Source organism: Sorangium sp. So ce296, from assembly GCF_051529605.1.
Lineage (GTDB): Bacteria > Myxococcota_A > Polyangia > Polyangiales > Polyangiaceae > Sorangium > Sorangium cellulosum_D.
This window is the reverse complement of the sequence record NZ_CP150325.1, coordinates 3,565,105-3,589,324: the sequence shown is the minus strand read 5'-3', so window position 1 is coordinate 3,589,324 and position 24,220 is coordinate 3,565,105. Positions and strand designations below refer to the sequence as shown.

Sequence of the window (24,220 nt, the reverse complement as noted above, 5' to 3'; positions counted from 1 at the left end):
TTCCGGACGCTCAGGCCTGGGCGCCCACTTCCTTCTTGCCCTTGCGCTTCGGCTCCTTCTTGCCGGAGCCGTTCACGGTCGCGGGCACCGCGGAGAGCGTCGGGCGCAGCAGATCCTCGCCCATCTTGGCCGCGCGGTTCGTCTTCTCCCAGCTGAACTCGTCGCGCCCGAAGTGGCCGTACGCCGCCGTCTTGCGGTAGATGGGCTTCAGCAGGTCGAGCTGCTCGATGATCGCCTTCGGCCGCATGTCGAAGTTCTGCATGATGTACTTCTCGAGCACCTCGTCACCTACGCGGCCCGTGCCGAAGGTGTTGACGTGCACGCCGACCGGCTGCGCGACGCCGATGGCGTAGGCGATCTGCACCTCGCAGCGCGCGGCGAGCTTCGACGCGACGACGTTCTTCGCGACGTAGCGCGCGTAGTAGCAGGCGGAGCGATCGACCTTCGTCGGGTCCTTGCCGCTGAAGGCGCCGCCGCCGTGCCGGCCCATGCCGCCGTAGGTGTCGACGATGATCTTGCGGCCGGTGAGGCCGGCGTCGCCGAAGGGGCCGCCGACCACGAAGCGGCCGGTCGGGTTCACGTACACCTTCGTGTTCCGATCCATCAGCTTCGCCGGGATGCTCTTCTCGATGATCAGGCTCCGCACGGCGTCGACGATCGTCTTGTGCTTGACCTCGGGGCTGTGCTGCGTCGACACGACCACGGCGCTCACGCGGACGGGCGTGTGCTCCTCGTACTCGATCGTGACCTGGGTCTTGCCGTCGGGGCGCAGCCAATCGAGCTTCTTCGACTTGCGGAGATCAGCGAGCTTGCGGGCGAGGCGGTGGGCATAGCTGATCGGCGACGGCATCAGCTCCGACGTCTCGTCCGTCGCGAAGCCGAACATGAGCCCCTGATCGCCGGCGCCCTGCTCCTTGAAGAGGCCCTCGCCCTCGGTGACGCCGCGGGAGATATCGGGCGATTGCTTCTCGATCGCCGTGAGCACCGCGCATGTCTCGTAGTCGAAGCCCATCGAGGCGTCGGTGTAGCCGATGTCCTTGATCGTGTTGCGCACGACCACCGGCATGTCGACCCACGCCGAGGTCGTGATCTCGCCGGCAACGACGGCCATGCCCGTCTTCACCAGGGTCTCGCAGGCGACGCGGGCCGTCGGATCCTTCTCGATGATGCCATCGAGAATCGCGTCGGAGATCTGGTCGCATACCTTGTCGGGATGTCCTTCGGTGACGGACTCGGAAGTGAACTGGTAACGGCGCATGAATCGCTCCTTCGGCGGGCTCGAAAAACGGGCCTCTACGCATAGTTCGGGCGCGGGGCACCGTCAACGCGGGCTGCGGCCGGCCGCGGACAAAAGCGCCGGCCGGACGAGCTGCCGGATGGGTCGGCTCGCGCGGCCTGAACGCGAATGGGCCACCGCGCGCGCGGCCACCCCGCGCGCGGCCACCCTGCGCGCGCGCTGCTGCCCGGGCAGCACTTCGCTCCCCGGCGCGCATCCGTCGGGCGCGCCGGCGAAAGGCGCGCCCGACCGACGCGCGCCAGGCGAAGGAGCCGCGCCGCGCTCCGGATCGCGCCGGGCGGCCCGCGATCGCGGGCGATCGCGGCGCGGCCACCCCGCCGCACGTCCTGCGCACTCCCGGTGGCGCGCCGCGAGCGGCTATGATGCCGCGCATGACGTTCGACGAGATCAGGGCCTGCCTCGAGGGTGAAGGCTGGGCTGTGGAGGTCGTGTCCAGCGACACGATGCGCAGCGACTTTCAGGGGGCCGAGCGGCTCTTCCCCCTGTTCGTGCGGCTCTCGCCCCCCTTCGTCGTCTTCGCGGTGATCCCGTTCGTGCGGCTCCCGATGGAGGCCGAGGAGGGCGACGCGATCGTGCGGCGCCTCCTCCAGCTGAACCGCGAGATCAACATGGCCAAGCTCTCGGCCGACGAGGAGGGCGACGTGATCCTGAGTGTCGAGTACCGCCTCGAGGACCTCGATCCGAGCGAGGTGCGCGACGCGGTCGACGTGCTCTCGTTCTATGCGAACAAGCACTATGCCGAGCTTGTGGAGCTCGCCACGCCGTGAGGAGCCCCCCGGCGCCTCACGGCACGATCGGCTCCTCTCGCGGCTTGATCCCCTCGTGCGCCCTGAGCTCGCTGCGCACGACGCGGACGCGCCGCACGTCGCCGCCGCGGACGACCGTGAGCTCGACGGCGCTCCCGACGGCGCCGCGGAGCCGCTCGCGCACCTCGGCCGAGGAGAGATCCCGCACGTAGACGCCATCGATCATGAGGATCTCGTCGCCGGGGATCAGCCCGGCCCGCTCGGCGGCGAGCCCGCGCGGTACGTCGCGCACGTAGAGCGCCTGCGACTCGTTGTCTCTCCCGAGGACGGCCCCGATGGACCCCACGCCCGCCGCGCAGCCGGCGGCCATGAGCAGGAGCGCCGCGCCGAAGGACCTGCTTGCCACGGGGACACCATAGCGCCCGAGCGGCGCCCCGTGCGCCTCATCGTCGGGCGACGTCCGCGGAGCGCTCAATCCAGTTGGTCTCCGGGGGGAAGCTGCCCTAGAGTCCGCGCCGGAGTCGCCGATGCCCGAACCGTGCGCTGCTACCGAGAGCTCTACGCCTGCCGCTCCGTCCGGCGGTGTGCCCGGCGGCTGGAAAATGCGCATGGAGGACCCGCTCAATCGCTACTACCGGTACCCGATCGCGCGCTGGATCGTGCGAGCGCTGATGAGGACGCCCGTCACCCCGAACCAGGTGACGCTGGTCCAGCCGCTCTTCGCGGCGCTCGCCGGGTACCTGGTGACGTTCGATGATCCGCGGCACCTCGCCGCCGGCGCGCTCGCCTTCGAGCTCCGCTCCATCCTGGATTGCGTGGACGGCGCGCTGGCGCGGGCCAAGCGGATGGCGAGCCCCGCAGGGCACGCCATTGACGCCCTGGCGGACTGGCTCGGTGTGACATTCCTGTACGCGGGCATCTTCTGGCACTTCCACCTTCACCCGCCGCCCGAGGGCCCGTGGAGCGCCGTCCTGTCCACGAACGGCATCCTGCTGCTCGCGCTGCTCCAGGGGGCGTTGCGCTCATTTTCCTCGGACTACTTCAAGCTCAAGTACTGCTCGATCTTCGAGCGGGGCACCGATGAGACGGTGGACGTGCTGCGCAGCAAGATCCAGGCGCTCGGCCCGTCGTCCTCGTTCTTTGCCCACGCCGATGTCTTCATCGGGCGGATGGGGCACCTCGCGTTCGAACACGAGTGGTTCGACCCGGAGCGGAGCCGGTCCTCCACCGGTGCGGATCAGGTAAAACAGCTGATCCGGGAGGAGACATCGCCGCTCACGCGCCTCATCGGCGCGCTCTGGGCGATATCGAACGGGGACGCGTTCCTGTCGCTGGTGGTGCTGACGCTCCTCGCGGACCAGCTCTGGCTGGGTCAGGTCTTCTTCGCGACCGGCGGGGTCGTCTGGATCGTCGCGGTCATCGTGCTGAACGGCTGGTTCCTCCGCGGCGCGTCCCGCCGCGGGAAGCTGGCCGTGGCCTGAGCTCGGCCGCCGCGCTCGGGCCCGCGCGTCTCGTCTCGTCAGAGGGCGCGTGTCAGAGGGCGCGCGTCAGAGCGCGCTCGCCAGCCGGCGGGCCTTCTCCACGTCCTCCTCGAAGTCGATCTCGGTCCAGGGCAGGTCGTCGACGCGCTCGATGCCGAACGGCACCTCCTGGAAGGCGCGGTCCATCGCGGCCTCGTACTCCTGATCGAGGCGGCCGGCGGAGACCTCCTCCTCGAGGAGGCGCTGCATCACGCGGCCGCCCTGCGGCCCGACCTTGGCGAAGCCGACGGTCTCGCCCGCGAGGTCCCACCCCTTGCCGACGCGGCGCGCGATCTTCAGCACGCGGCCGGCGCGGACGCCGACCATCATCTCCTCGCCGCTCTCCTCCGAGCCCGCGTCGACGAGCAGGCAGTTCTCGTGCGGCGAGGACACGAGGCGCCGCAGCAGCGCGGCGGGGTACAGCACGTCGGCGTCCATCCACAGCCCGCCGCCCGACAGCCGATCGGCCGCGACGTGGAGCGAGACGATGCTCCCGTGGACGAACCGCGGGTTCTCGACGAGCTCGATCGTGAGCGGGGCGCGGAGCGACGCGAGGGCCTCCTCGATCATCTCGCGCCGGAAGCCGACGACGATCGTCAGCTCGGCGACGCCGCTCTCGGCGAGGTTCACGAGGTGGCGCTCGAGCAGCGTCTTGCCCTCGATCGAGATGAGGCACTTGGGCGCGTCCCGGCCGATGCGCCGGCCGCGCCCCGCGGCGAGCAGGATGGCCCTCATCGGCGCGCCTCGGCCGCGAAGCGGGCGGCGAGCTCCGGCGGGGTCTCGGCGACGCGGCCGATGCCCTTCACGGTGCCGCCGTCGACGAGGGCGAGGACCATGACCGGGCCCGGCTGCACGCGCGCGGCGCGCAGCGACGCGTCGAACGAATCGACCGAGTCGGCGCGGTGCGTGGCGCGGTAGCCGACGGCGCTGGCGACCGACTCGAGCTTCACGTCGCCCGAGATCGTCCGCTGCCCGCCGGTCGAGGCGTGGGAGCGGTTGTCGAGGACGACGTGCAGGAGGTTCGCGGGCCGCTCGCTCCCGACGCTGGCGAGGGCGTTCATGCCCATGAGGACGTTGCCGTCGCCGTCGAGCACGAAGATCCGCTTGCGCGGCTGCGCGAGCGCGAGGCCGAGGCCGATCGACAGGCCGAGCCCCATCGAGCCGATCATGTAGAAATTCGAGGGCCGGTCCTGCGTCGTGTAGAGCTCGCGGCCGATCATGCCGTTGCAGCAGACCACGAGGTCGTCGTTGCCGACCGCCGCCGTGAACACCTTGAGCGCTTCGAGCTTGTTCATTCGAGCACCCCCGCCGGGACGATGAGCGCCGCCGGCTGCCTCGTGGAGAGCATGACGTCCTTCGCCCACCCGACCTGCGGGCCCATCGGCTCGCCGTCGCGGAGGACGCGGTGCTGGATCTTCATCAGATCGAGGATGGGGAGCATGATCTCGCCCATCATGATGTGCTCCGGGGCGTCGTTGCCGCCCTCGCCGCGCCAGGAGATGACGAGCAGCGTGGGCACCTCGTACATCGTGCTGAGCGAGGCCAGCGCGTTGACGGAGACGCCGAGCCCGGAGTTCTGCATCAGGACCATCGGCAGCCGGCCGCCGAGCCAGGCGCCGACCGCCATCCCGATCGCGCTGTCCTCGCGGGTCGCCGAGATGTAGCGGGCGTCCCTGTCGGCCTCGAGCTGCGAGACGAGGCCCTTCAAGAGCGAGCAGGGCACGCCCGCGAAGAAGTCGAACCCCGCGTCCTTGAGCGCGGCGACGAACTCGGGCGCGTACGATTTTCCTGAACCGTGGGACATCGGCTCACTCCTTGATGAGGGCCCAGGCGCGGCGGTAGTCCTCGAACGTGTCGATCTCGAGCCACCCCTTGTAGACGTCGATCGCCTGCACGTCCGCGCCGCGGTCGATGAGCTCCTGGAGCAGGTCGGTGAAGGTCGCGCTGCGGAGCGACTCGGCCTCGTGGAAGCTGCCCTTCGCGCGGGTCTCCTGCAGCTGGCGGTAGCAGTCGGTGAGCAGGCGCGCGCCCTTCGCGGTGAACATGGCCATGCCGACGAACTCGCCGTGCGCCTCGCCCGCCGGGATCGCGCGGCCGACGCGGGCCACCCGGTGCGGCGCGTCGGCGCCCACGAAGCGGTAGCCGGCCTCCTGCGCGTCCTTCAGGACCACGAGATCCGGCACGCCGCGCGCGTCCTTGGGCCGCTGGCCCTCGGCGTAGGCGCGGTCGACGACGATCGAGATGTCGGCCGGGCTCTTGAGCAGCTTCTCGAGGTGGCCGCGCTCGAACACGATGTCGCCGTAGAGGAAGACGAACGGCCCGTTCAGCTCCTTGGAGGCGCGGAAGAGCGAGGCGACCTCGTTCGTCGTCGCGTACTCGTCGTTGTCGTAATAGCGGGCGTTCGGGAGCTTGATCGCCTCCTTCTTGTACCCGCGCACGACGGCGACGTCCTTCACGCCGCACGCGTTGAGCACGTCGATCTGCCGCTCGAGGATGCTCTTGCCCTTCAGGTCGAGCATCGGCTTCGGCAGCTCCTCCGTGAGGGGCAGGAGGCCCTGGCTCTGGCCGGCGGCGAGGATGACCGCGGTGACGCCCGGGCTGCCGGAGGGCAGGAAGCTCGACTCCTCCTGCTTCATCTTGTCGACGCCCACGAGCTGATAGACGCGCTCGAGCGGCACCACCTTGTCGTCGACGCTGCCGGTGTACATCTCGCGCTTGAGCGTCTGGAGCGTCTCCGTCATCGCCTTGATGGACGAGCGGATCGCGTGGTTCGCGAAGATGATCAGCTTGAAGCCGGCTTTGTGCAGGGTGTCGACGTTGGTCGTGCGGTAGATCGTCGGCACGCAGACGAGCGGCGTGCCCGGGCGATCCCACGCGCGGGCGAAGGAGAGCACCTCGTCCGGGTCCTTGCTCTTCGAGTGGATGAGGACCATGTCGGCGCCCGCGTCCGCGTAGGCGCGGCCGCGGCGGAGCGCCTCATCCATCCCCCAGCCGGCGATGAGCGCCTCGGTCCGCGCGATGACCACGAAGTCGCGGTCCTTCTGCGCCGATTTCGCCGCGCGGACCTTGAGCGCGTGCTCCTCGACCTCGGCGAGCTCGCGCTTCACGCCCGCGTAGAAGCTGCAGCGCTTCGGGAAGATGTTGTCTTCCATGCAGATGGCCGCGACGCCGGCGGCCTCGTACTCCTCGACGCAGCGGATGACGTTGACGGCGTTGCCGTAGCCGTTGTCGCAGTCCGCGACGACGGGGAGCGAGGTGTTGTTCATCATCTTGGCGGCGTGGAGGTTCTCCGCCATCGTGAGGATGTTCGCGTCCGGCACCGCGTAGCTCGCCGAGATCTCGAAGCCGGAGGCCCAGAGCCCGTCGAACCCTGCCTCTTCGCCGATCTTCGCGGAGAGCCCGTTGTGCGCGCCGACGATGACGATCGGGCCCGGACGGGCCATGAGCTCGCGCAGCTTCCTGGCTTTGGTCACGTCTCCTCCACTCCTCTCCTCCGCGCGGCCTCGTCACCGTCCGCCCGGCGAGCGACCGCGCCCGCTGCGCAGCGGAGCGCGGCCCGAGCGAGCGGCGCCCGCCGTCGCCGCGCGCGGGCGGCGCCGTGGGGCGCCGGGTCTCGCCCTCCATCGGAGCCGGGCCTCAGGACGGGGCTGCCTTAACACCGTTCGCCGGTCCCGCCAATGCCGCGCACGCCGCGGAGCCGGACCAGCCCAGGGCCGGCGCGGAGCACCGCCTGGCAGGCGAGGCGCAGGCGCGGCGGGGCGCCGAGCCGCTCGAGCAGCTCGAGCTCGCCGCGCGCCGGCGGCTCGAGGTGTTGCTCCCCCTCGACGACCTCGACGCGGCAGGTGGCGCAGCGCGCGTCGCGGCACGAGAACACGACCGGCGCGCGCGCGTCGTCGCAGACGTCGATCAGCCTGCCGGCCTCGGCCTCGGCGGAGACGGGAGGGCCGAGCTCGCTGGCCTCGAACACGACCGTGGGCATCTCCGCTTCCTCCTGCGCCCTGGCTGGGGCCCCGCGCCGATGGCGAGCGGCGCGTCGGCGCGGCGCTGGCCTCGCGCGCCGCGACCGCATTTTCGCGGGCGTCTCCTCGCATTATACGACGGAGGCATGACCGATCGCTGGGACGCAATCATTCTCGGCGGCGGGCCGGGTGGGTCGACGCTCGCCGCGTCGCTGGCCAAGCTCGGCCGCCGTTCCCTCGTGCTCGAGCGGGAGACGTTCCCTCGCTTTCACATCGGCGAGTCGCTGCTGCCGCGCTCGCGCGAGGTCTTCGAGCGGCTCGGGCTGGACGAGAAGCTCGACGCGCGCTTCCTCCGCAAATACGGCGCCCGCTTCCTGTGCTCGTCGACGGGGCGGACGCGGACGTACAGCTTCGCCGACGCGTTCGATCCGAAGTTCGAGTTCGCCTACCAGGTGGAGCGCGACGTGTTCGACCAGCTGCTGCTCCGGCACGCGGCGGAGCTCGGGGCGGAGGTGCGCGAGTCGTGGGAGGCCGTCGAGGTGCTGTTCGACGGGTCGCGCGCGGTCGGGGTGCGGGCGCGGCCGCGCGCGAGGTCCGAGGGCGCCGCGCTGGACGCCGCGCCGGCCGCGCGCGCCGGCGCGAGCGACGTCGTGGAGCTCCGGGCGCCGATCATCGTGGACGCGACGGGGCGGGACACGCTGCTCGCCTCGAGGTTGCGGCGCAAGGCGCAGCTGGCCGAGCTCGACAAGACCGCGCTCTTCGCCCACTACGAGGGCGTGGTCCGCGAGGACGGGATCCACCAGGGCAACATCCAGCTGGTCATCTTCGACCACGGGTGGTTCTGGTTCATCCCGTTCCGCGGCGAGGTGACGAGCGTCGGCGCGGTCGTGTCGTCGAGCTGGATCCGGAGCCGGAGGCGAGGGGAGAGCCTCGACGATTTCTTCGAGCGCACCGTCGCCGAGAGCAGCTGGGCGCGGGAGCTCCTCGCGGGCGCGCGGCGCGTGAGGCCGGTGGGGGCGCTCGCCGACTTCTCGTACCGGATCGACCAGCTCGCCGGCGACGGCTGGCTCTTCGTGGGCGACGCCGGCGGGTTCCTCGACCCGCTCTTCTCGACGGGCGCGCACCTCGCCATCAAGGGCGCCGATCTGGCGGCCACGGCGATCCACCGCGCGCTCGAGGCCGGGGACACCTCGCGCGCCGCGTTCGCGAGCTACGAGGCGGAGGTCCGCTACGCCGTCGATCTGTTCCTCGGCGTCGTGCAGGGCTTCTACAAGGGCCACTTCCGGGAGACGCTGTTCGAGCCGAACCAGCGGCCCACGATGCGCAAGCTCATCACCAGCATGCTCGCGGGCGACGTGTTCCACGCCGAGAAGCGCCCGCAGTGGGCGTCGTTCCTCCGGCAGTACTATCCGGCGGAGGTGCCCACCTTCACGTGACGCGCGGCGCGCTGGCCCCCGCGCGCGCGATCACCCGCCGCAGGGGGCGCGCTCGGCGACCGCCTCGCTCATCTGCTGGCACGCGGCCGCGAGCGCGCTGCGCGCCTCGTCCCTCGCGTCGCCCTCGAGCGCGTCGTCGTCGGCCTCCGCCTTCGCCTCGAGCGCGTCGCGCGCGATCCGGATCGCGGCCTCGTGGCCCTTCCTCGTCTCCGCGGGCAGCTTGCCGGCGCAGGCGAGCATCGCGGCCAGGTAGCCGTCGCACGCGTCGACCCCCGTGCTCTCGAGCTCGGCCCTCCCCGGCTCGCCGCCGGCCTTGCCGCAGCCGAGGACGGAGGTGCCGCACAGGAGGAGTCCGAGGAGTGCTCTCGTCATCGTCATCGTCGCGCGCCCGGGGCGTCGCCGGCGTCCGGTGCCGGCCGCGTCGCGCCCCGCTCGATCGCGGCGCACCCTGCCACGGGCGCGCGCCGCGGGGCAATTTTCGGCCGATCAGGCGCGGATCAGCAGGATGGCGTGCTCGTGGCGCGGGCGGCGCTGGAAGGCGCGCGCCGTGGGGCGGTGGAAGTGCGGGCGCGGCTGCGACGCGACCGCGCGGACCGCGAAGCGCGCGCCGGAGGCCGCGGCCTTCACCACGTCGACCGCGTAGACCGGCGCGCCGGCCACGACGCTGTCGGCGATCAGCAGCACGAGCGGCGCGCCGCTCCGCAGCACGCGCGCGAGCGCGACGAGCACGCCGCCGAGCTCCTCGCGCCAGCGCGCGCGGCCGGCCTCGGGGCCGAGCGGATCGAGGTGCCGGCGGGCGCCGATCTCGTCCTGCTCGAAGCTCGCGCTCCGGAGCCGGAGCCAGCGCAGCCTGGCCTCGTGGTGGGCGAGGTAGTCGTAGACGCCCGGGTACGGCGGCGACGTGACCGCGAGGTGGACCGAGTCGGGCGCGACGCCGCGCAGCGCGCGCGCGTCGCCCTCCTCGACGAGCGCGGGCGGGCTCGCGGACAGCGGCGCGGCGACGTCGGCGAGGCGCCGGGCGAGCTCCTCCGCCTTGCGGACGAAGAGCCGCGCCGGATAGCCGGCGGCGATCCGCCGCGGCAGCTCGTGCTCCGACGTGTCGGACGTGCGGCGGCTGAGCTTCGTGAGGATGGCCGAGAGCACGAGCTCGAGATCCGCGCGCAGGGCGTCGGCGCCGTGGCCCGCGAGGCGGTCGAGGCCGACGCGCAGCCCGTCGAGCTCGAGCAGCACGTGCGGCTCGAACAGGGCGACGTCCTCGGGGCCGTACCGGCGGCTCGGGCCGGCGCGCGCCTTGCGGCGCTCGTCGGCGGCGGCCGCGACCTCGCGCGCAGCGGCGACGAGCCGCTCGCGCTCGCCCGGGGTGCTGCCCTGCACCTTCAGCCGGGCGAGGCGCACGGCGAGGGGGTTCGCGTCGACGCCGATCGCCGCGCGGCCCGCGAGCCGGGCCTCGACGAGGACGGTGCCGCTGCCGCAGAACGGGTCGAGCACCCGATCGCCCCGCCTCGAGAGCGCCTCGACGAGCCGGCGGGCCGTGTCCGGGTGCATCCGGGCCGGGTAGCTGTGGAACCCGTGCACGTGGGCGCGGGCCGCCTCCTCCGCGTCCCTCGCGCTGGCCACGTCGAGCGCGTGGGCGAGCATCGCCGCGTCGCCCGGATCGCCCTCGAGCCGCGTCTCGCCGCCCACGTTGGTCAGCGCGCGGCGCGCCTGCGGCGCAGGGCGGGGCGCGCGGGGTTCCTGGGGCGCGCGGGTCTCCTGGGGCGCACGGGCCTCCTGGGGCGCGCGAGCCTCCGTGGGCGCGCGGGGCTTCTGCCGCGGGGCGCCCGGCTTCGTCTTCGGATCAGCGCTTCGTGGGCTCGACATGGGCGGTCCGTTGCGTGAGGGGCACGTCGGCGAGCGCTTCCTCCTCGGCGGCGAGGGCGTGCGCCGCGCGCTCGGCCTCGGGCTCGCCCGCGGGCGCCGCGCCGACGCGCAGCCTCGGCGCGTAGCCGAACTCGCCCGCGGGGCTCACCGCGCCGCGCACGACGTCGTTCACCTCGAGCAGCGCGAGCAGCTCCTCGGCCTGGGCCTCGCCGATGCGGAGGGCCGAGGCGAGCGCGCCGGCGGTGAGCGGGCGCTCGGCCTGCCGGGCGACGTCGGACGCGACGGAGACCCAGGCGGCGTCGAGCGCGGGCGCGATGTCCCGGCCCCGCGACTTGGCCCGCCGGAACGCCCACAGGGCGAAGGCGGCGACGGGCGCCATCGTCAGCAGGCCCGCGGCGAAGAGCCCGACGCTCGCGCTGAGGACGAGCAGCATCACGGCGAACAGGAACACCTCGAAGCCGAAGAGCGCGCTCGCCGCGATGCCCGCCGCGCGCCAGACCGAGCGCGCCGAGGCCGCGGCGCGCGCCTTCTGGAGCAGCGGCACCTCGCGGCCGGATCGCTTCGCGCGGTCGCCGTCGACCGGGACGCGCGGGCCGCCGCAGACGTCGCACCGGAAGCGCAGCTCGGGGTGCGCGGAGACGCCGGCCACCCCGCCGCAGTGCGGGCACGCCTCGGCGCGCTGGTCCGCGCTGCATTGCGGGCAGCGCGCGCTCCCCGGCGCGAGCGCCGCGGCGCACACGCGGCAGCGGGCGTCGCCGGACGGCGCCTGCGTCACGGCGCGCTCGCGGCGGACGCGGCGCGGGCGCCGTTCACGCTGCGGAGCACGGCGTCGAACAGGGCGCGCCCGTCCGCGCAGCCTTGCCCCTGGAAGGGCTGGCTCATCCGCTCGGGGTGGGGCATCAGCCCGAGCACGTTGCGCCGGGGGCCGCCGTAGATGCCGGCGATGTCCATGGCGGATCCGTTGGGGTTCGCGTCACCTCCGACCAGCCCCTCCCGGTCGCAGTACTGGAGCGCGATGGCGCGATCCTCGACGAGCTTGCGGAGCGTCTCCGGATCGGCCTGGTAGCGCCCCTCAGCGTGGGCGATCGGCAGGCGGAGCACCCGAGGCAGGCCGCTCGTGAACGGCCCCTCGGCGCGCGGCGTCACGAAGACGTCGCGGCACTCGAAGCGGAGGTGCGCGTTGCGGGTGAGGGCCCCCGGGAGCAGCCCCGCCTCGGTGAGGATCTGGAACCCGTTGCAGACGCCGAGCACCAGGCCGCCGCGCTCCGCGTGCCGCCGGATGGCGGGGACGATCTGGCTCGTGCGCGCGATGGCGCCGCAGCGCAGGTAGTCCCCGTAGGAGAACCCGCCGGGGATCGCGACGAGGTCGGTGCCAGCGGGGAGCTCGGCGTCGCGGTGCCAGGCGGTCGACGTGCGGACCTGGAGCACGTCGCGGAGCGTATGGATCATTTCGGCATCGGCGTTGGAGCCCGGGAAGATGACCACGGTCGCGTGCATGGCCGTCCACGTAGTCCGGTTGCCGGCGCTCGGCCAGGGGTCCTGAAGCTGCGCGCCGCTTCACCGGGTTCTGGGGGCGTGCCATGATGGGGCATGGCTTCGCGATGGGCGCGGACCGGCCGGACCGACGCGACGCTACGGGCTTCGCGGTGGGCGCGGACCGGCCGGGCCGACGCGACGCTGCGGGCCGCGTCCGGCTACCTCGTCCTCTCGGCGCTGGCGATCGCGCTGGCCCTGGTGGTGCGGGATGGATGGCCGTGGATCCACCCGAGCCCCTGGCTCTCGCTGCCCCCGCTGGCCGCCTTGCTGATGAGCGCCGCGCTCGGCCTCACGCTCGCGGCCGGGGTCGTCGCGATGACGCGCGTCGCCGTGGCCCGGTTCGGCTGGGCGCGGCGCCTGCACAGCGAGCTCCGCCCGGTCGCGCTCGACCTCTCGCTCGGCCAGGTCCTGCTCCTCGCGGGCCTCTCGAGCCTCGGGGAGGAGCTGCTCTTCCGCGGGCTCCTGACGCCGCTGCTCGGCGTGGCGCTGAGCGCGCTCCTCTTCGGCCTGATGCACCAGATGCGGGGCCCGAGCCGCTGGGTGTGGGTCGGCTGGGCCGCGGGCGTCGGCGCGGGGCTCGGCGCCATCTTCGCCGCGACCGGCTCGCTCGTCGGGCCGTTCGTGGCGCACGCCGTCGTGAACGCCGTGAACCTGAGCTACCTGCGGGACCACGATCCCGGCGAGGCGGAGCAGCAGGCGACGCTCTGAGGGGCTTGTCCGGCCGGCCGGACGAAGGCCTCCCTTGAGGAGAGGCGTTGTCGAGCTGCCCGGCCCCCTGGGAGGGGGCTCGCCGCCTTCGCGAAGCCAGACCGATCGGCTGGCGATCGACCCCCGGCGGAGGTGGCCGAAGGGGAGGGTCGAAGGGGGTTCGACCCCCGGCGGAGATAGCCGAAGGGGAGGGTCGAAGGGGGTTCGACCCCCGGCGGAGATAGCCGAAGGGGGAGCGGCGAGGGGGGGCGAACCCCGTCCGGGGTGGCCGAAGGGGAGGGTCGAAGGGGGTTCGGCCCCCGGCGGAGGTGGCCGAAGGGGAGGGGCGAGGGGGGTCGAACCCCGTCCGGGGTGGCCGAGGGGGAGGGTCGAAGGGGGGTCGAACCCCGGCGGTGCGATGGCGGCAGGTCTACTCGCCGGGATGTGGTCCTGGCGATCCGGACGTGGCACAAGAGCCGCCTCCGCATGCAGCCCCCCTGGAAGCTCCTCGTCGAGGATCTCGGCCGCATCGCCCGTGCGGAGATTGAAGCCCGGCCGTTGCTCCTCTTCGTGGGCGGGAACAACACCGGCAAGACCTACCTCGCTTCGCTGCTCTGGGGGTTGCTGTCGCTGACGAGGGAGCTGCCCGTGGCGCGCGGCGCTGCCTACCAGCGCTGCGTTGCGTGGATCGAGGAGCGTTTCGCGCGCCGCGAGCGCGAGCCGACGTTCGATCTCACACCCGAGGTTCACGCCGATTTCGTGCAAATCGTCAACGACACGCTGCGAGAGCACGGCGCCGAGCTCGCCAGGCGAACGTTCAACCGGTCAGGCTTCGAGCTCGGCAGGATCGAACTGCGGGACGTCACCCTTCCCAAGGAGATCTCGTTCCGCTGGGAAGCCGGTCACGAGCAAGGGGAGCCTTTCGTCTCGCTGTCAGCTCGTGAGCGCGACGGCATGCTCTGGCACGCCACGGGGACCGAGGACGCGGAACGACGAGCCTCCGTCATCGCCTTTCTGGCGAAGGAGCACGTCGCTGACGTGCTCGGAGGTGCCAGCGACCCCTTCGCGAGCGACACCGTCTTCCTCCGTCTCATGGGCCCCACCTTCCATCCCGGCCCCGTGTTTCTCCCTGCGTCACGGACGGGCTTCATGCTCCTCTACCGAAGCCTCGCGCGGCAGCTCGTCGGCGACGCCCTCATCAAGACCGGCGCCGCTCGCGCGCCCGCGCCCGACCTGACCCGGCCGGCCATCGACTTCGTCGACCTGCTCGTCGGTCTTCGCCCCGAGGAGGGCGCCTACCCCGAGGAAGCGGCCTTCCTCGAGCGAGCGATGGGAGGCCGGCTCGCGCTTCGATCCGGGGTCGGGCTCAACGAAGTGATGTACGAGTACGCCGAGGGCGAGCCGGCGCTGCCGATGGAGCTCTCGTCGTCGCTCGTCACCGAGCTCGCCCCGGTGGTCGTCACGCTCCGTCACGTCAGCGGCTACCGCGTGCTCATCATCGAGGAGCCCGAGGCGCACCTTCATCCGAGGCTCCAGCGCCGGCTGGCGCAGGTCATCGTGCGCCTCGTCCGGAAGGGGCTCTTCGTCTGGATCACGACGCACAGCGAGAACTTCTGCCAGCAGATCAACAACTTCATGAAGCTCGGCGCGCACCCCCGGCGGGCCGAGATGCAGCGCAAGCACGGCTACGAGGAGATCGACTATCTCGAGGTGGACGACGTGGCGGGCTACCAGTTCGAGGCAGACGCGCCCGGCGGGCGCACCACGGTCACCGAGATGAAGAAGACGGCGTCGGGTCTGGTCATCCCGACGTTCAACCGCGAGCTCGCGGCGCTGACCGACGAGGCCATGGACCTCGAGCAACCCGACGTCGAGGGATGAGGCTGCCCGGGACCATCGAGGAGCGCCTCGCGGTGATCCGGGCCGGTCGCTGGAAGCTGCTCCGCGCGACGGAGATCGCCGAGCTCGAGGACGAAGGCGTTCGCGTGAGCTGCTCTCTCGCCGGCGCCGCTTCATGTGTCGAGCTCCGTCTGATACCGGATGACGTGCAATTCCTGCGCGAGACGACATGCGCGGATTTCGCGCTGCTGCTGGCCCGGGGAGACGACGCGTTCGAAGCGCACATCGTCGAGCTCAAGCGGTCCGTCGGGACGAACACGTGGGAGCACGTTCAAAAGCAGCTCGAGTGGGCTGCCGTGCGGCTCCTGGCCATCGGGGGCGTCCTCGGCATCCGGATCGACGGCGTGGTCGCGTACACGGCGTTCTGCAACGACAAGCTCGCGCGCGAGAGCTCCACGAACCCTGCCAGCATGAAGATCCCCGTCGGTCCATCCGACACGAGCGCAAGCGACGCGAACGTCCGTCGCCGGGCGGAAGCGCGGCGCTCCTGGGAGCGCGGGAGCATCTGGATGAAGGCGCTCGGCCGTGACGTCGAGCACAGGCGGATCCGAGCCAACGAGGTCGGAACGACCGCGGCTGGCCATGTTGCGTGCCGACCGCGCTCGTCGCCGGCCGAGGGCGATACGACCTGGCTCTTCGAGCCCGTCGTCGCAGGATAACGCACCGGGTCATCGGCGACGCTCTTGGCCACCGCCCGTCTGCTCGCGTGGTAACGCTCATTGAGCGAGCGGAGCGACCTCAGCGCTTCTTTGAGTCGGGGCGGGGAGGCCGGGCGGGCGCTGGTCGCTGGGGGACCGGGCTCAACCGCGACGAACCTGCTTCATGGCTCGCCGGCTGGGTCGTCAGGGGAGCGACGCTCCCGCGGGAGAGCTCGCCCCGCTCGCCCGAGCGGCCCGGCGAGGACGGCGGCGCGGTCGGCCGGCGGGACGGCGGCTTCGACGGGGAGAGCCGGCCGTGGCCGCGTGGGACCGTGGGCGGATCGCTCTTGGGCGGATCGCTCTCGTCTGCGCCGCGCCGGCTCGACGGCGGCTTCGCCGTCATGCGGGCGAGCGACCGCAACGTCGGCGGCGGCGCGGCCTCGAGCTCGAAGCTCAGCTCGAGCGACGGCGGCGCGTCGGAGATCGCCAGGGCGCCGTCGGCCGCCCTCCGCGGCGCGACGCCGGGCTGGCGGCGCAGGAGCTCCCCGAGCGGCGCGCGCGACGACGGCGGCGCGACGTCGTCCGGGATGGACGACGGCCCGCCGAGCGCCGTCGTCGCGATCCGGGGCTCCGGACGGCGCCGCGACGGCGGCATCGGCAGCTCGACGCGGGCGCTCTCGTCCTCGAGCCGCGTCGCCTCGAGCAGGTAGGCGGCGATCGATTTTCGCTCCGGCGGCACCGGCCGGCTGCCCGGAACGAACGCGAACCGCCCGACCTTCCAGGCCAGCATGGTGCGGAGCGCGGCGAGCGCCGACACGCGCGTGCCGCCCACGGTCCCCTGGACGATGCACCCCTCGGCGATGTCGAGCTGCGCGCGCCGCTTCTTGCTGATCACCTCGAACACGCCCGATCGCCGCTCCATCTCGAGGACCGTGAGGACGGTCGCGATCGACATCTGGCTGAGGTCGCCCTCGATGGCGGTCTGGTCGACGGAGGCGGGGATGGACATGAGGCTGTCCCGCCGCTGCCGCAGGCGGGACGCCATCTGCACGAGGGCCCCGATCTGCGCGACGACCTCGGTGACCCGGAACGGCTTGGTCATGTAGACGTCGGCGCCGACGTGGAACCCCTCGAGGCGGGATTGCTGGTCATCGAGGGCGGAGAGGAACAGGAAGGGGGTCACGGACACCCGCGAAGGTTGGGTGCGGACGTTGCGCGCGACCCAGTAGCCGTCGTGGTCGGGCAGGCCGACGTCGCAGACGATGCACTCGGGCTCCAGGGTGCAGGCGGTCGAGAGCCCGGCCTCCGCGGTGGCGCAGTAGATGACCTCGTAACCCGCCTCGCGGATCGCGGTGGCGAGCAGGTCCGCGACATACTCCTCGTCCTCGATCACGAGCACGACCCCGCTCGGCATCTGGCAGACGGTACACGCGCGCCGCGGGGGTGGCCAAGGGTGAATGGCGGCGAGCCGGTCCGAACCTCGGGCCGCGCGGCGCCGCGCGGCGCCGCGCGCCGCCGACGGAGCGTGGTGGCGCGTGTTTGCCCGCGGCGCCCGACCGCGGCGCGGGATTCACGCTATAAGAACGGAAATGGCAACTCCTGTCCGAGAGGCCGGCGGCGCGGCGCGGCCCGGCGAGCGGCCCTCCCCGGGGGCTCGCGTCTTCATCGCGATGAGCGGCGGAGTCGACTCCTCGGTCGCCGCGGCGCGCCTCTGCGACGCTGGTTACGAGGTCGTCGGCGTGACGCTGCACCTCTGGGACTACCCCGACGACGGCAGCGTCAAGAGCCGCTGCTGTGCGCCCGAGGATCAGCACGACGCCCGCCGGGTCGCCGACCACCTCGGCATCCCGCACTACACCTTCGATCGCCGCGCCCTGTTCCGCGAGCACGTCGTCGATCCGTTCGTCGACGCCTACCTCGCGGGCGAGACGCCGAGCCCGTGCGTGGCCTGCAACCGCTCGGTCAAGCTCCGGGAGCTGTTCCCGCTGGCGGAGCGGCTGGGCGTCTCGTGGGTGGCGACGGGCCACTACGCGCGGGTCGTCGTGGAGGAGGGCGGCGCCCGCCTCTACCGCGGCCGCGATCGGCACAAGGATCAGAGCTATTTCCTCCACATGCTCCGGTCGGACGAGCTGTCGCGGCTCCTCTTCCCGCTCGGCGAGTCGACCAAGGAGGAGGTGCGCGCCGAGGCGATCGCCCGCGGGCTGCCGGGGGCCGACAAGGGGGAGAGCCAGGAGCTCTGTTTCATCCCCTCCGGCCGCTACGCGCCCTTCGTGGCCGAGCGCGCGGCGGACAGGCTCCGGCCCGGGCCGATCGTCGATCGGGACGGGCGCGTGGTCGGGTCGCACGGCGGGGTGCACGGCTTCACCGTGGGCCAGCGCAAGGGCATCGGCGTCTCGCTCGGCCGCCCGGCGTTCGTCGTGGGCCTCGACGCGGCGACCGGCGCGGTGCGCCTCGGCGACGAGGCCGACCTCTACGCGGCGGGCGCCGAGATCACCGAGGCCGTGTGGTCCGACGACGCGGTCTTCCCCCTGGAGGCCGAGGTGCGGGTGCGCGCGCGGCACGAGGCGGCGCCCGGCGTCATCGAGCGGCGGCGCGACCCCGCGACGGGCGCCGAGAGCTTCGTGGCGCGGTTCGAGAGCCCGGTGCGGGCCGTCTCCCCCGGTCAGATGGCCGTGGTGTACCGAGGCGACCGCGTCCTCGGCGGCGGCCGCATCCGGGCCGCCCTCCGCGCGGGGGCGGCGTCGTGACGGCGCGCCTGCTCGTGCCCCTCGTGTGCTGCCTCTCGCTCGGGTGCTCGCTCGGGCAGGGGGAGGGCGAGGTCTACAGCTCGAGGCTGCTCGCGGCGGACTGCTGGGAGGGCGCCTACGACATGCGCCCCGACTTCTTCGCCGCGGTCCCGTACCGCTCCACGCTGCAGATCCGGGTGCAGCGGGGCAGCGACCTCCAGGAGGTCTCGGACGGCCTCGCGGTCACGATCGACGATGTCGGCCTTATCCGCGGGGACGGGCAGGTGAACAAGCTCGACGTCGACCTGAGCGTCGGGCTCCCGCCTGGCGTCGAGCTGCCGGGCTCGCCCCCGCCGACGCCGAAGCCGGAGGGGCTCGCCCCGCTCGTGCACATGGCGCTCTACCTCCAGCGGTCGTGCCACAACCAGAACACCGTGCTCTACGCCGTGGATGGGACCATCAAGTTCCAGGCGCTGTTCAGCGGCGATCCCAACGAGACGGACGCGGTCGACAAGTACACGGACGCGACGTTCGACATCTGGGTCGGTGATCCGCGCGACGCCGGGATCGGTCATCCAGCCGACGCCATCCCCCGGGAGCTCCTCTCGAGGGTCACGGGGAGCTTCCGTTTCTATTTCGAGCGAGGTCAACCTGGCCAACCGTTCCCCTGAGCTCGCCACGACTCCGTCCTGGGTCTCTGGTGGTGTCCTACCTGTCAGGACACGGGCCTTCAGCGACGGAGTGGATTGAAGCTGACCATCTGCCAGGTCGCTCGGCCGAGACGACATGGCAAAGCGCCGCGCACTCGCGGTAAAGTAGTGACCGCTCATGCCCCAACCCCCGCCTCGACCCGCATCGCGAATGGGCGGACCTCCAAGCCCCGGGTCGACCAATTCATCGTCTGACGCGCGCGCGAAGGAGTCCGAGAAGCAGCAGGGGACCTACTTCCTGGGCCGTTACCGCGTGGTCGACGAGATCGGGGTGGGCGGAATGGCGAGCGTCCACCTGGCGCGCATGGATGGGCCGGGCGGCTTCCAAAAGTGGGTAGCCATCAAGCGGATCCACCCGCATCTGGTCGAGGACGATCAGTTCGTCGATATGTTCCTGGACGAGGCGCGCATCGCGGCTGGCATCAACCACGCCAATGTCGCGCAGGTGTTCGATCTCGGGAAGGACGACAACACTTACTGGATCGCCATGGAGTATCTCCACGGCGAGCCGCTCCGGGAGGTGATGCGGCGCGCCGAGGAGCGCCGGCTGCGCATCTCGCCCGAGCTCGCTGCGCGCATCTGCTCCGATGCGGCAGAGGGGCTCCACGCCGCCCACGAGCTGCGTGGAAAGAACGGCCAGCTGCTCGGCCTGGTGCACCGCGACGTGACGCCGCACAACCTGTTCCTCACGTACGACGGCTACACAAAGGTGGTGGATTTCGGGATCGCCAAGGTGGCCGATCGGCTGTCGTCCACCCGCGCGGGAACGCTGAAAGGCAAGTTGGCCTACATGTCTCCCGAGCAGGTGCGCGGCAATGAGGTCGATCGCACGACCGACGTGTTCGCGCTCGGGGTCGTCCTCTGGGAGCTCACGACGAACCAGCGTCTCTTCCGGATGGATACCGATCTCGACACCCTCGAGAAGGTGCAGGCCTGCGTGGTCCCGCCGCCGTCCACGATCGTGCCCGACTATCCGATCGAGCTGGAGAGCGTCGTCATGAAGGCGCTCGCCAAGCACAGGCAGGACCGCTTCCAGACGGCGCGCGAATTTTCGCGAGCGCTGCAGAACTTCCTGATGCGGAGCGGGATCTTCGTCGGCTCCGAGGAGGTCGCGCAGTTCGTGCAGCAGGTGTTCGCCGACCGCATCCAGAAGCGCGAGGCGCACCTCGCGTGGGCGGCGGAGGTGACGTCGACGATCAACGTCGAGCAGGTGCGCGGGCGGGCCTCGACCACGGCCACGGACAGCGTCGGGCTCCGCAGCCGCGGCCGGGAGCCCGAGCCGCAGCAGCGGCTCACGCCGCCGCAGGCCTTCCGGCACAACGCCGCGCCGGCGAGCGGGATCGCGCCGGTCGGGCGCACGCCGTCGAGGGACGCGGCCGGCAAGCAGATGGTGGCCTCGTCGCTGATGGACGACGACGAGGATGTCCCGACGACGGTCGCGACGCGCGAGCACGCCGAGCCGGTGCGGCCGCTCCCCTACGGCGAGCGCGCGATGCCGCGCCCGGCGGCCGGCATGGCGCCGGAGCTCGCGCCGGCGCCTCCTCCTCAGCCCGGCGCCCCGTCCGCCCTTCCCACGGTGCGGCCCGGTGCCTCGCCCGCGCACGCGAGCTCGCCGCGCGCGCTCGGCGGCCCCAACCTCGCCCCGCCGGCGATCCCGGCGAACCTGTATCCGCCGCTCGATCTCGGCGCGGCCGATCGGGCACCGTTCCCCAAGGGGGGCCTCCTGGACAGCGATCTGGGCAACCCGCTCGCGTCCACGCTCGCGCTCCCGCAGCAGGCTCCGCCCCAGCCCCCCGCGCCGGTCCCGCAGGGCCCGAGCGACGCCGCACGCCGCGCGCACGCCAGCAGGGCCGCTGCGTTCGGCGCATCGCCGCAGGCGCCCTCGTTCGCGCTGCCGTTCAACGGCCAGGGCTACGCTCCTTCGCCTCCTGCCGGCTCGCCCGCGCCGGTGTTCCCGCCGCCGCCGTCGATGACGCTCGATCCATCGCGTGCGCAGGCCCAGCCGTTCGCGCCCGCCGCGCCGGCGCAGCCTCCCCAGTCGCAGATCGAGACCGCGCTCTCGCTGCCGCGCCCCGATCCGGCGGCCATCTGGGCGGCCACGCAGGACGCGGTGTCCAAGGGGAACGGCAGGAACACGCTCGTGCTCTTCGCCGTCATCGCCCTCACCGCCCTGTGCGTCATCGGCATCGGCGCGCTGATCTACATCAAGACGATGGCCGCGCAGCCCGCGCCCCTGAAGGGCGTCGACGCTGCGCCGCCCGCCTCGACCACCACGCGCGGGCCGCGCCTCGGCGCCAACGTGGAGCCCGCGGGGGATGGGCGCGCGCGCTCGCTCGCCCTCGCCGGCGGAGCTCCTCTCGTCCACCACCCCGGCGCGACGAGCCTGCGGCGCGTTACGATGAAGGGATGAAGGCTGTTCATCGCCGCTCGAGCGGCGCCAGGGCGCGGCCCCGCGCCGGCGAGCGAGCGCAGCTGCGCATCGACGCGCTGGCCGCCGGCGGCGCAGGGATCGGTCGGCTCGCCGGCGAGGTCGTCTTCGTCCCCGCGACGGCGCCGGGCGACCTCGTCGAGGTCGAGCTCGATCGGAGCGCGCGCCCGGCGCGGGGCAAGCTGCTCCGCGTGGTCGAGCCGAGCGCCGACCGCATCGCCCCGCCCTGCCGCTTCGCGGAGACCTGCGGCGGCTGCGACTGGATGCACGTCCGCGTCGAGGCGCAGCAGGCCGCGCACGCGCAGATCGTCCGGCAGGCGATCGCGCGCGCGGCCTCGCTCGCCGAGGCCGACCTGCCGCCGATCCGCCTGCACCCCGCGCCCCAGCCGCTCGGCTACCGCTCGCGCGCGCGGCTGTTTGCGCGCGCGGAGCGCGGCGAGGTGCGCGTGGGCTACCGCGCGCCGAGGACGCACGCCGTCGCGGCGGTCGACCGCTGCCTGGTGCTGGCCGACCCGATCGCGCCGCTCGCCGGCGAGCTGCCCGGCGTTCTGCGCGGGGCCGCGGGGGAGGGCGACATCCTCGTCTCGCTGGGCGCCTCGAGCCGCCCGGTGGTCGAGATCCTCTGGCGCGGCCAGCTGCCGCCGGCCGTGTGGCAGCAGCTCGACGAGCGCACGGCCCGCGGCGCGTGGGCCGGCGCCCGCGTCACGCTGGACGGCGCGCGCGAGGCCGCGTCGTTCGGCGATCCGCGGCCGGCGATCGTGGGCGCCGACGGCCTGCCGCTGCTCCTCGCGCCGGGCGGCTTCGGGCAGCCGTCCGAGGAGGGCGCCGCCGTGCTCGCCGGCCGCGCCGCCGAGCTCGCTCACCTCGACTCCTCCCGGCCGCCGCACGTCCTGGAGCTGTTCGCGGGGAGCGGGACGCTCTCCGTGCTCCTCGCGCGCGGCGCGCCGCGGTCCGCGCCGGTCGCCGGGGCTGCCGAGGCCGCCTCGTCGGCCGCCCCGGGGCTCGCGTCGTTCACGGCGGTGGAGCGCTCGCCCGAGGCGGTCGCGTGCCTGCGCCAGAACCTCGCCGCCCGCGGCCTCGCCGGCAAGGCGATCGAGGCGGACGCCGACCAGGTCCCGATCCCGGCGCGCACCGACGTCGTGGTGCTGGATCCTCCGCGCAGCGGGGCGCCCGGCGCGGCGCGCGCGATCGCGGCCTCGGGCGCGCGCGTGGTCGTCTACGTGTCGTGCGACCCGGCGACCCTCGCGCGCGATCTCGGCGGCATCCTCCGCGGCGGCTTCGAGATCACGGACATCGAGGCGGTCGAGCTCTTCCCGCAGACGAGCCACATCGAGTCGATCGTCCGCCTCACCCGCGCCCGCCGGCCGGCGCGCTGAGCCGCGCGGCGCGCGGCGAGGAGGCGCGTCGCGCCGCGTCGCGCGCAGCCCCGGCGAGCTCGGGCCGAGATCGCGCGCGGCGCGAGGTCGCAGCGCGCCTCCGCCCAGCGGCTTGCGCTACGCTGGCCGGGATGATCCACCCCCTCGACGAGCGGCTCCGCGAGGAAGCGCGGCGCTACCGCCTCGTGTTCGCCTGCCCCGACTGCGCGTCGTTCGATCCGGCGGAGACCGAGCGCGACGAGGCCGGCGGCGCGCCTCCCGGCGGCGCGCCGCGCTGCTCGCTCGGCTATCCGGTCGCGCCGCACCTGAGCCCGTCGCTCGACGACGAGCGCGACGAGATCATCTTCTGCAAGGCGTTCGAGCTGCGATGAGCCCGTCCCCCGGGCCTCCCCCGCCGCCCAGGCGGGGCCGGTCGCACCCCCCGTCGCTGATCCGGCTGGCCGAGCGGCTGATCCGGGACGAGCGGCTGCTCGCGCGCGGCGACGTGGTCCTCTGCGCCTGCTCCGGCGGCCCCGACTCGACGGCGCTGCTGCACGTCCTCGCCATGCTCCGGCGGCGGATCGGCCACGAGGTCGTCGCGCACGGCGTCGACCACGGCCTGCGGCCGGCGGCCGCGGCCGAGCTCGCGATCGCGCGCGACCTGGCCGAGCGGCTCGGCGTCCCCTACTCCAGCACCCGTGTGGACGTGGCGCCCGGCGCGAACCTCCAGGCCAGAGCGCGCGTCGCCCGGTTCGCCGCGCTGTCGGCGGCCTCGGCCGCGCTCGGCGCCCGCGCGATCGCGACCGGCCACACCGCGGACGACCGGGCCGAGACGGTGCTGCTGCGCCTGCTGCGGGGCGCTGGGCCGCGGGGGCTGGCCGTGCTGCCGCCGCGCGCGCCGCTCTGGACCGACGCCGCCGGCGCGGCGCCGGGCGCCGCGGAGCCGGGCTCGGCGGCTGCCGGCGTCGAGCTCATCCGCCCGCTGCTCCTGGCCCGCCGCGCCGACGTGCTGGCCCACCTCAGCCGACATCGGCTGGCTTTCGCGGAGGATCCCAGCAACGGGGACCCCCGCTTCACCCGCGTTCGCGTCCGCCGCGAGCTCCTCCCGCTCCTCGAGGACCTGTCGCCGGCGATCGTCGAGCACCTCTGCGCGCTCTCGGACATGCTCGCCGCCGGCCGAGATCGGCGCGCCGGCGGCGATCCGGCCGTCCTCGACGGCGGCGAGCCGCTCTCGATGCCGCTCGGTCGGGCGCAGCGCCTCGCGATCGAGCGGGCTCGCAAGCTCGGGCGGCCGCTGCGCGTCCTGGTCCGCGGCGGCGGGGAGATCGCCCTGGGCTTTCCAGAGGAGTCCAGCGTGCTTATCGAGGACAGGTCTGAGCGTCGCGGGGCCTGACCGCATGCACCCCACCCGCGACCCCTGTCG

24 protein-coding genes are annotated in these 24,220 nt (G+C 73.1%); 12 read left to right on the top strand and 12 right to left on the bottom strand.

All coding sequences use genetic code 11. The features are described 5' to 3' along the window. Positions 1–10: 10 nt before the first annotated feature. A complete protein-coding gene (gene metK / locus WME98_RS13490) occupies positions 11–1,258 on the bottom strand; it encodes a methionine adenosyltransferase (RefSeq protein WP_437951675.1) in 1,248 nt (415 codons plus the stop codon). Positions 1,259–1,668: 410 nt separating this feature from the next. Here metK and WME98_RS13485 point away from each other — a divergent pair, with 410 nt between their 5' ends. Continuing rightward, positions 1,669–2,064 (top strand): YbjN domain-containing protein, encoded by a 396-nt coding sequence (locus tag WME98_RS13485; protein WP_437951674.1) that lies wholly within the window; start codon positions 1,669–1,671, stop codon positions 2,062–2,064. A 16-nt stretch (positions 2,065–2,080) separates the two neighbouring features. On the opposite strand, the gene WME98_RS13480 is transcribed toward WME98_RS13485, so the two are convergent. Next, the gene (locus WME98_RS13480; protein WP_437333701.1) at positions 2,081–2,449 is read right to left on the bottom strand and encodes a PDZ domain-containing protein; all 369 of its coding nucleotides are present in this window, start codon (positions 2,447–2,449) and stop codon (positions 2,081–2,083) included. Between the two features lie 202 nt (positions 2,450–2,651). Between WME98_RS13480 and WME98_RS13475 the strand changes: the two genes are divergently transcribed. Further along, a complete protein-coding gene (locus tag WME98_RS13475; RefSeq protein ID WP_061629115.1) occupies positions 2,652–3,524 on the top strand; it encodes a CDP-alcohol phosphatidyltransferase family protein in 873 nt (290 codons plus the stop codon). Positions 3,525–3,590: 66 nt separating this feature from the next. Here the strand turns inward: WME98_RS13475 and WME98_RS13470 are convergent, their stop codons facing one another. The 5 genes from WME98_RS13470 to WME98_RS13450 form a co-directional block, all read right to left on the bottom strand. After that, a complete protein-coding gene (locus tag WME98_RS13470) occupies positions 3,591–4,298 on the bottom strand; it encodes an NTP transferase domain-containing protein (RefSeq protein WP_437951673.1) in 708 nt (235 codons plus the stop codon). Then, a complete protein-coding gene (locus WME98_RS13465; RefSeq protein ID WP_437951672.1) occupies positions 4,295–4,858 on the bottom strand; it encodes a thiamine pyrophosphate-dependent enzyme in 564 nt (187 codons plus the stop codon). Before WME98_RS13465 ends, WME98_RS13470 begins: the two co-directional genes overlap by 4 nt. After that, a complete protein-coding gene (locus tag WME98_RS13460) occupies positions 4,855–5,367 on the bottom strand; it encodes a thiamine pyrophosphate-binding protein (protein WP_437951671.1) in 513 nt (170 codons plus the stop codon). Before WME98_RS13460 ends, WME98_RS13465 begins: the two co-directional genes overlap by 4 nt. A gap of 4 nt (positions 5,368–5,371) precedes the next feature. After that, a complete protein-coding gene (locus tag WME98_RS13455) occupies positions 5,372–7,036 on the bottom strand; it encodes an isocitrate lyase/phosphoenolpyruvate mutase family protein (protein WP_437951670.1) in 1,665 nt (554 codons plus the stop codon). A gap of 179 nt (positions 7,037–7,215) precedes the next feature. After that, positions 7,216–7,542, bottom strand: coding sequence for a 2Fe-2S iron-sulfur cluster-binding protein (locus WME98_RS13450; protein ID WP_437333697.1), 327 nt, complete (start codon positions 7,540–7,542; stop codon positions 7,216–7,218). A gap of 126 nt (positions 7,543–7,668) precedes the next feature. Here WME98_RS13450 and WME98_RS13445 point away from each other — a divergent pair, with 126 nt between their 5' ends. Beyond that, positions 7,669–8,958, top strand: coding sequence for an NAD(P)/FAD-dependent oxidoreductase (locus WME98_RS13445; protein ID WP_437951669.1), 1,290 nt, complete (start codon positions 7,669–7,671; stop codon positions 8,956–8,958). A 30-nt stretch (positions 8,959–8,988) separates the two neighbouring features. On the opposite strand, the gene WME98_RS13440 is transcribed toward WME98_RS13445, so the two are convergent. From WME98_RS13440 to purQ, 4 genes are all read right to left on the bottom strand, one after another. Then, the gene (locus WME98_RS13440; protein ID WP_437333696.1) at positions 8,989–9,330 is read right to left on the bottom strand and encodes a hypothetical protein; all 342 of its coding nucleotides are present in this window, start codon (positions 9,328–9,330) and stop codon (positions 8,989–8,991) included. Between the two features lie 114 nt (positions 9,331–9,444). Next, positions 9,445–10,818: a DNA methyltransferase gene (locus WME98_RS13435; protein WP_437951668.1), complete on the bottom strand. Its 1,374-nt coding sequence runs from the start codon at positions 10,816–10,818 to the stop codon at positions 9,445–9,447. Then, on the bottom strand, positions 10,796–11,593 hold the full coding sequence (locus WME98_RS13430) for a zinc ribbon domain-containing protein (RefSeq protein ID WP_437951667.1): 798 nt from the start codon (positions 11,591–11,593) through the stop codon (positions 10,796–10,798). Before WME98_RS13430 ends, WME98_RS13435 begins: the two co-directional genes overlap by 23 nt. Next, positions 11,590–12,315 carry a phosphoribosylformylglycinamidine synthase subunit PurQ gene (purQ, locus tag WME98_RS13425; RefSeq protein WP_061625438.1) on the bottom strand — a complete coding sequence of 242 codons (726 nt, stop codon included), beginning with the start codon at positions 12,313–12,315 and terminating at the stop codon, positions 11,590–11,592. The genes WME98_RS13430 and purQ overlap by 4 nt, the downstream gene beginning before the upstream one ends. Before the next feature lie 93 nt (positions 12,316–12,408). Between purQ and WME98_RS13420 the strand changes: the two genes are divergently transcribed. The 3 genes from WME98_RS13420 to WME98_RS13410 all read left to right on the top strand — a co-directional run bounded on the left by WME98_RS13420 (position 12,409) and on the right by WME98_RS13410 (position 15,599). After that, positions 12,409–13,062, top strand: a complete 654-nt coding sequence (locus WME98_RS13420; protein WP_061625437.1) for a CPBP family intramembrane glutamic endopeptidase — start codon at positions 12,409–12,411, stop codon at positions 13,060–13,062. A 465-nt stretch (positions 13,063–13,527) separates the two neighbouring features. Continuing rightward, positions 13,528–14,922 carry an AAA family ATPase gene (locus tag WME98_RS13415; protein WP_437951666.1) on the top strand — a complete coding sequence of 465 codons (1,395 nt, stop codon included), beginning with the start codon at positions 13,528–13,530 and terminating at the stop codon, positions 14,920–14,922. Continuing rightward, positions 14,919–15,599 (top strand): hypothetical protein, encoded by a 681-nt coding sequence (locus WME98_RS13410; protein ID WP_437951665.1) that lies wholly within the window; start codon positions 14,919–14,921, stop codon positions 15,597–15,599. Before WME98_RS13415 ends, WME98_RS13410 begins: the two co-directional genes overlap by 4 nt. 79 nt (positions 15,600–15,678) lie before the next feature. Here WME98_RS13410 and WME98_RS13405 read toward each other — a convergent pair whose 3' ends face one another. After that, positions 15,679–16,992: a response regulator gene (locus WME98_RS13405; protein WP_437951664.1), complete on the bottom strand. Its 1,314-nt coding sequence runs from the start codon at positions 16,990–16,992 to the stop codon at positions 15,679–15,681. Positions 16,993–17,248: 256 nt separating this feature from the next. Between WME98_RS13405 and mnmA the strand changes: the two genes are divergently transcribed. From mnmA to tilS, 6 genes are all read left to right on the top strand, one after another. Further along, positions 17,249–18,325, top strand: a complete 1,077-nt coding sequence (mnmA, locus tag WME98_RS13400; protein WP_061625435.1) for a tRNA 2-thiouridine(34) synthase MnmA — start codon at positions 17,249–17,251, stop codon at positions 18,323–18,325. Beyond that, positions 18,322–18,975 (top strand): hypothetical protein, encoded by a 654-nt coding sequence (locus WME98_RS13395; protein ID WP_437333690.1) that lies wholly within the window; start codon positions 18,322–18,324, stop codon positions 18,973–18,975. The genes mnmA and WME98_RS13395 overlap by 4 nt, the downstream gene beginning before the upstream one ends. A 190-nt stretch (positions 18,976–19,165) precedes the next feature. Then, complete coding sequence (locus tag WME98_RS13390; protein WP_437951663.1) at positions 19,166–21,424, top strand: serine/threonine protein kinase; 2,259 nt, start codon at positions 19,166–19,168, stop codon at positions 21,422–21,424. Continuing rightward, on the top strand, positions 21,421–22,818 hold the full coding sequence (locus WME98_RS13385; RefSeq protein WP_437951662.1) for a class I SAM-dependent RNA methyltransferase: 1,398 nt from the start codon (positions 21,421–21,423) through the stop codon (positions 22,816–22,818). The genes WME98_RS13390 and WME98_RS13385 overlap by 4 nt, the downstream gene beginning before the upstream one ends. Before the next feature lie 131 nt (positions 22,819–22,949). Continuing rightward, positions 22,950–23,189, top strand: a complete 240-nt coding sequence (locus tag WME98_RS13380; protein ID WP_437333687.1) for a hypothetical protein — start codon at positions 22,950–22,952, stop codon at positions 23,187–23,189. Then, on the top strand, positions 23,186–24,190 hold the full coding sequence (tilS, locus tag WME98_RS13375) for a tRNA lysidine(34) synthetase TilS (RefSeq protein WP_437951661.1): 1,005 nt from the start codon (positions 23,186–23,188) through the stop codon (positions 24,188–24,190). The genes WME98_RS13380 and tilS overlap by 4 nt, the downstream gene beginning before the upstream one ends. Positions 24,191–24,220 lie beyond the last annotated feature (30 nt).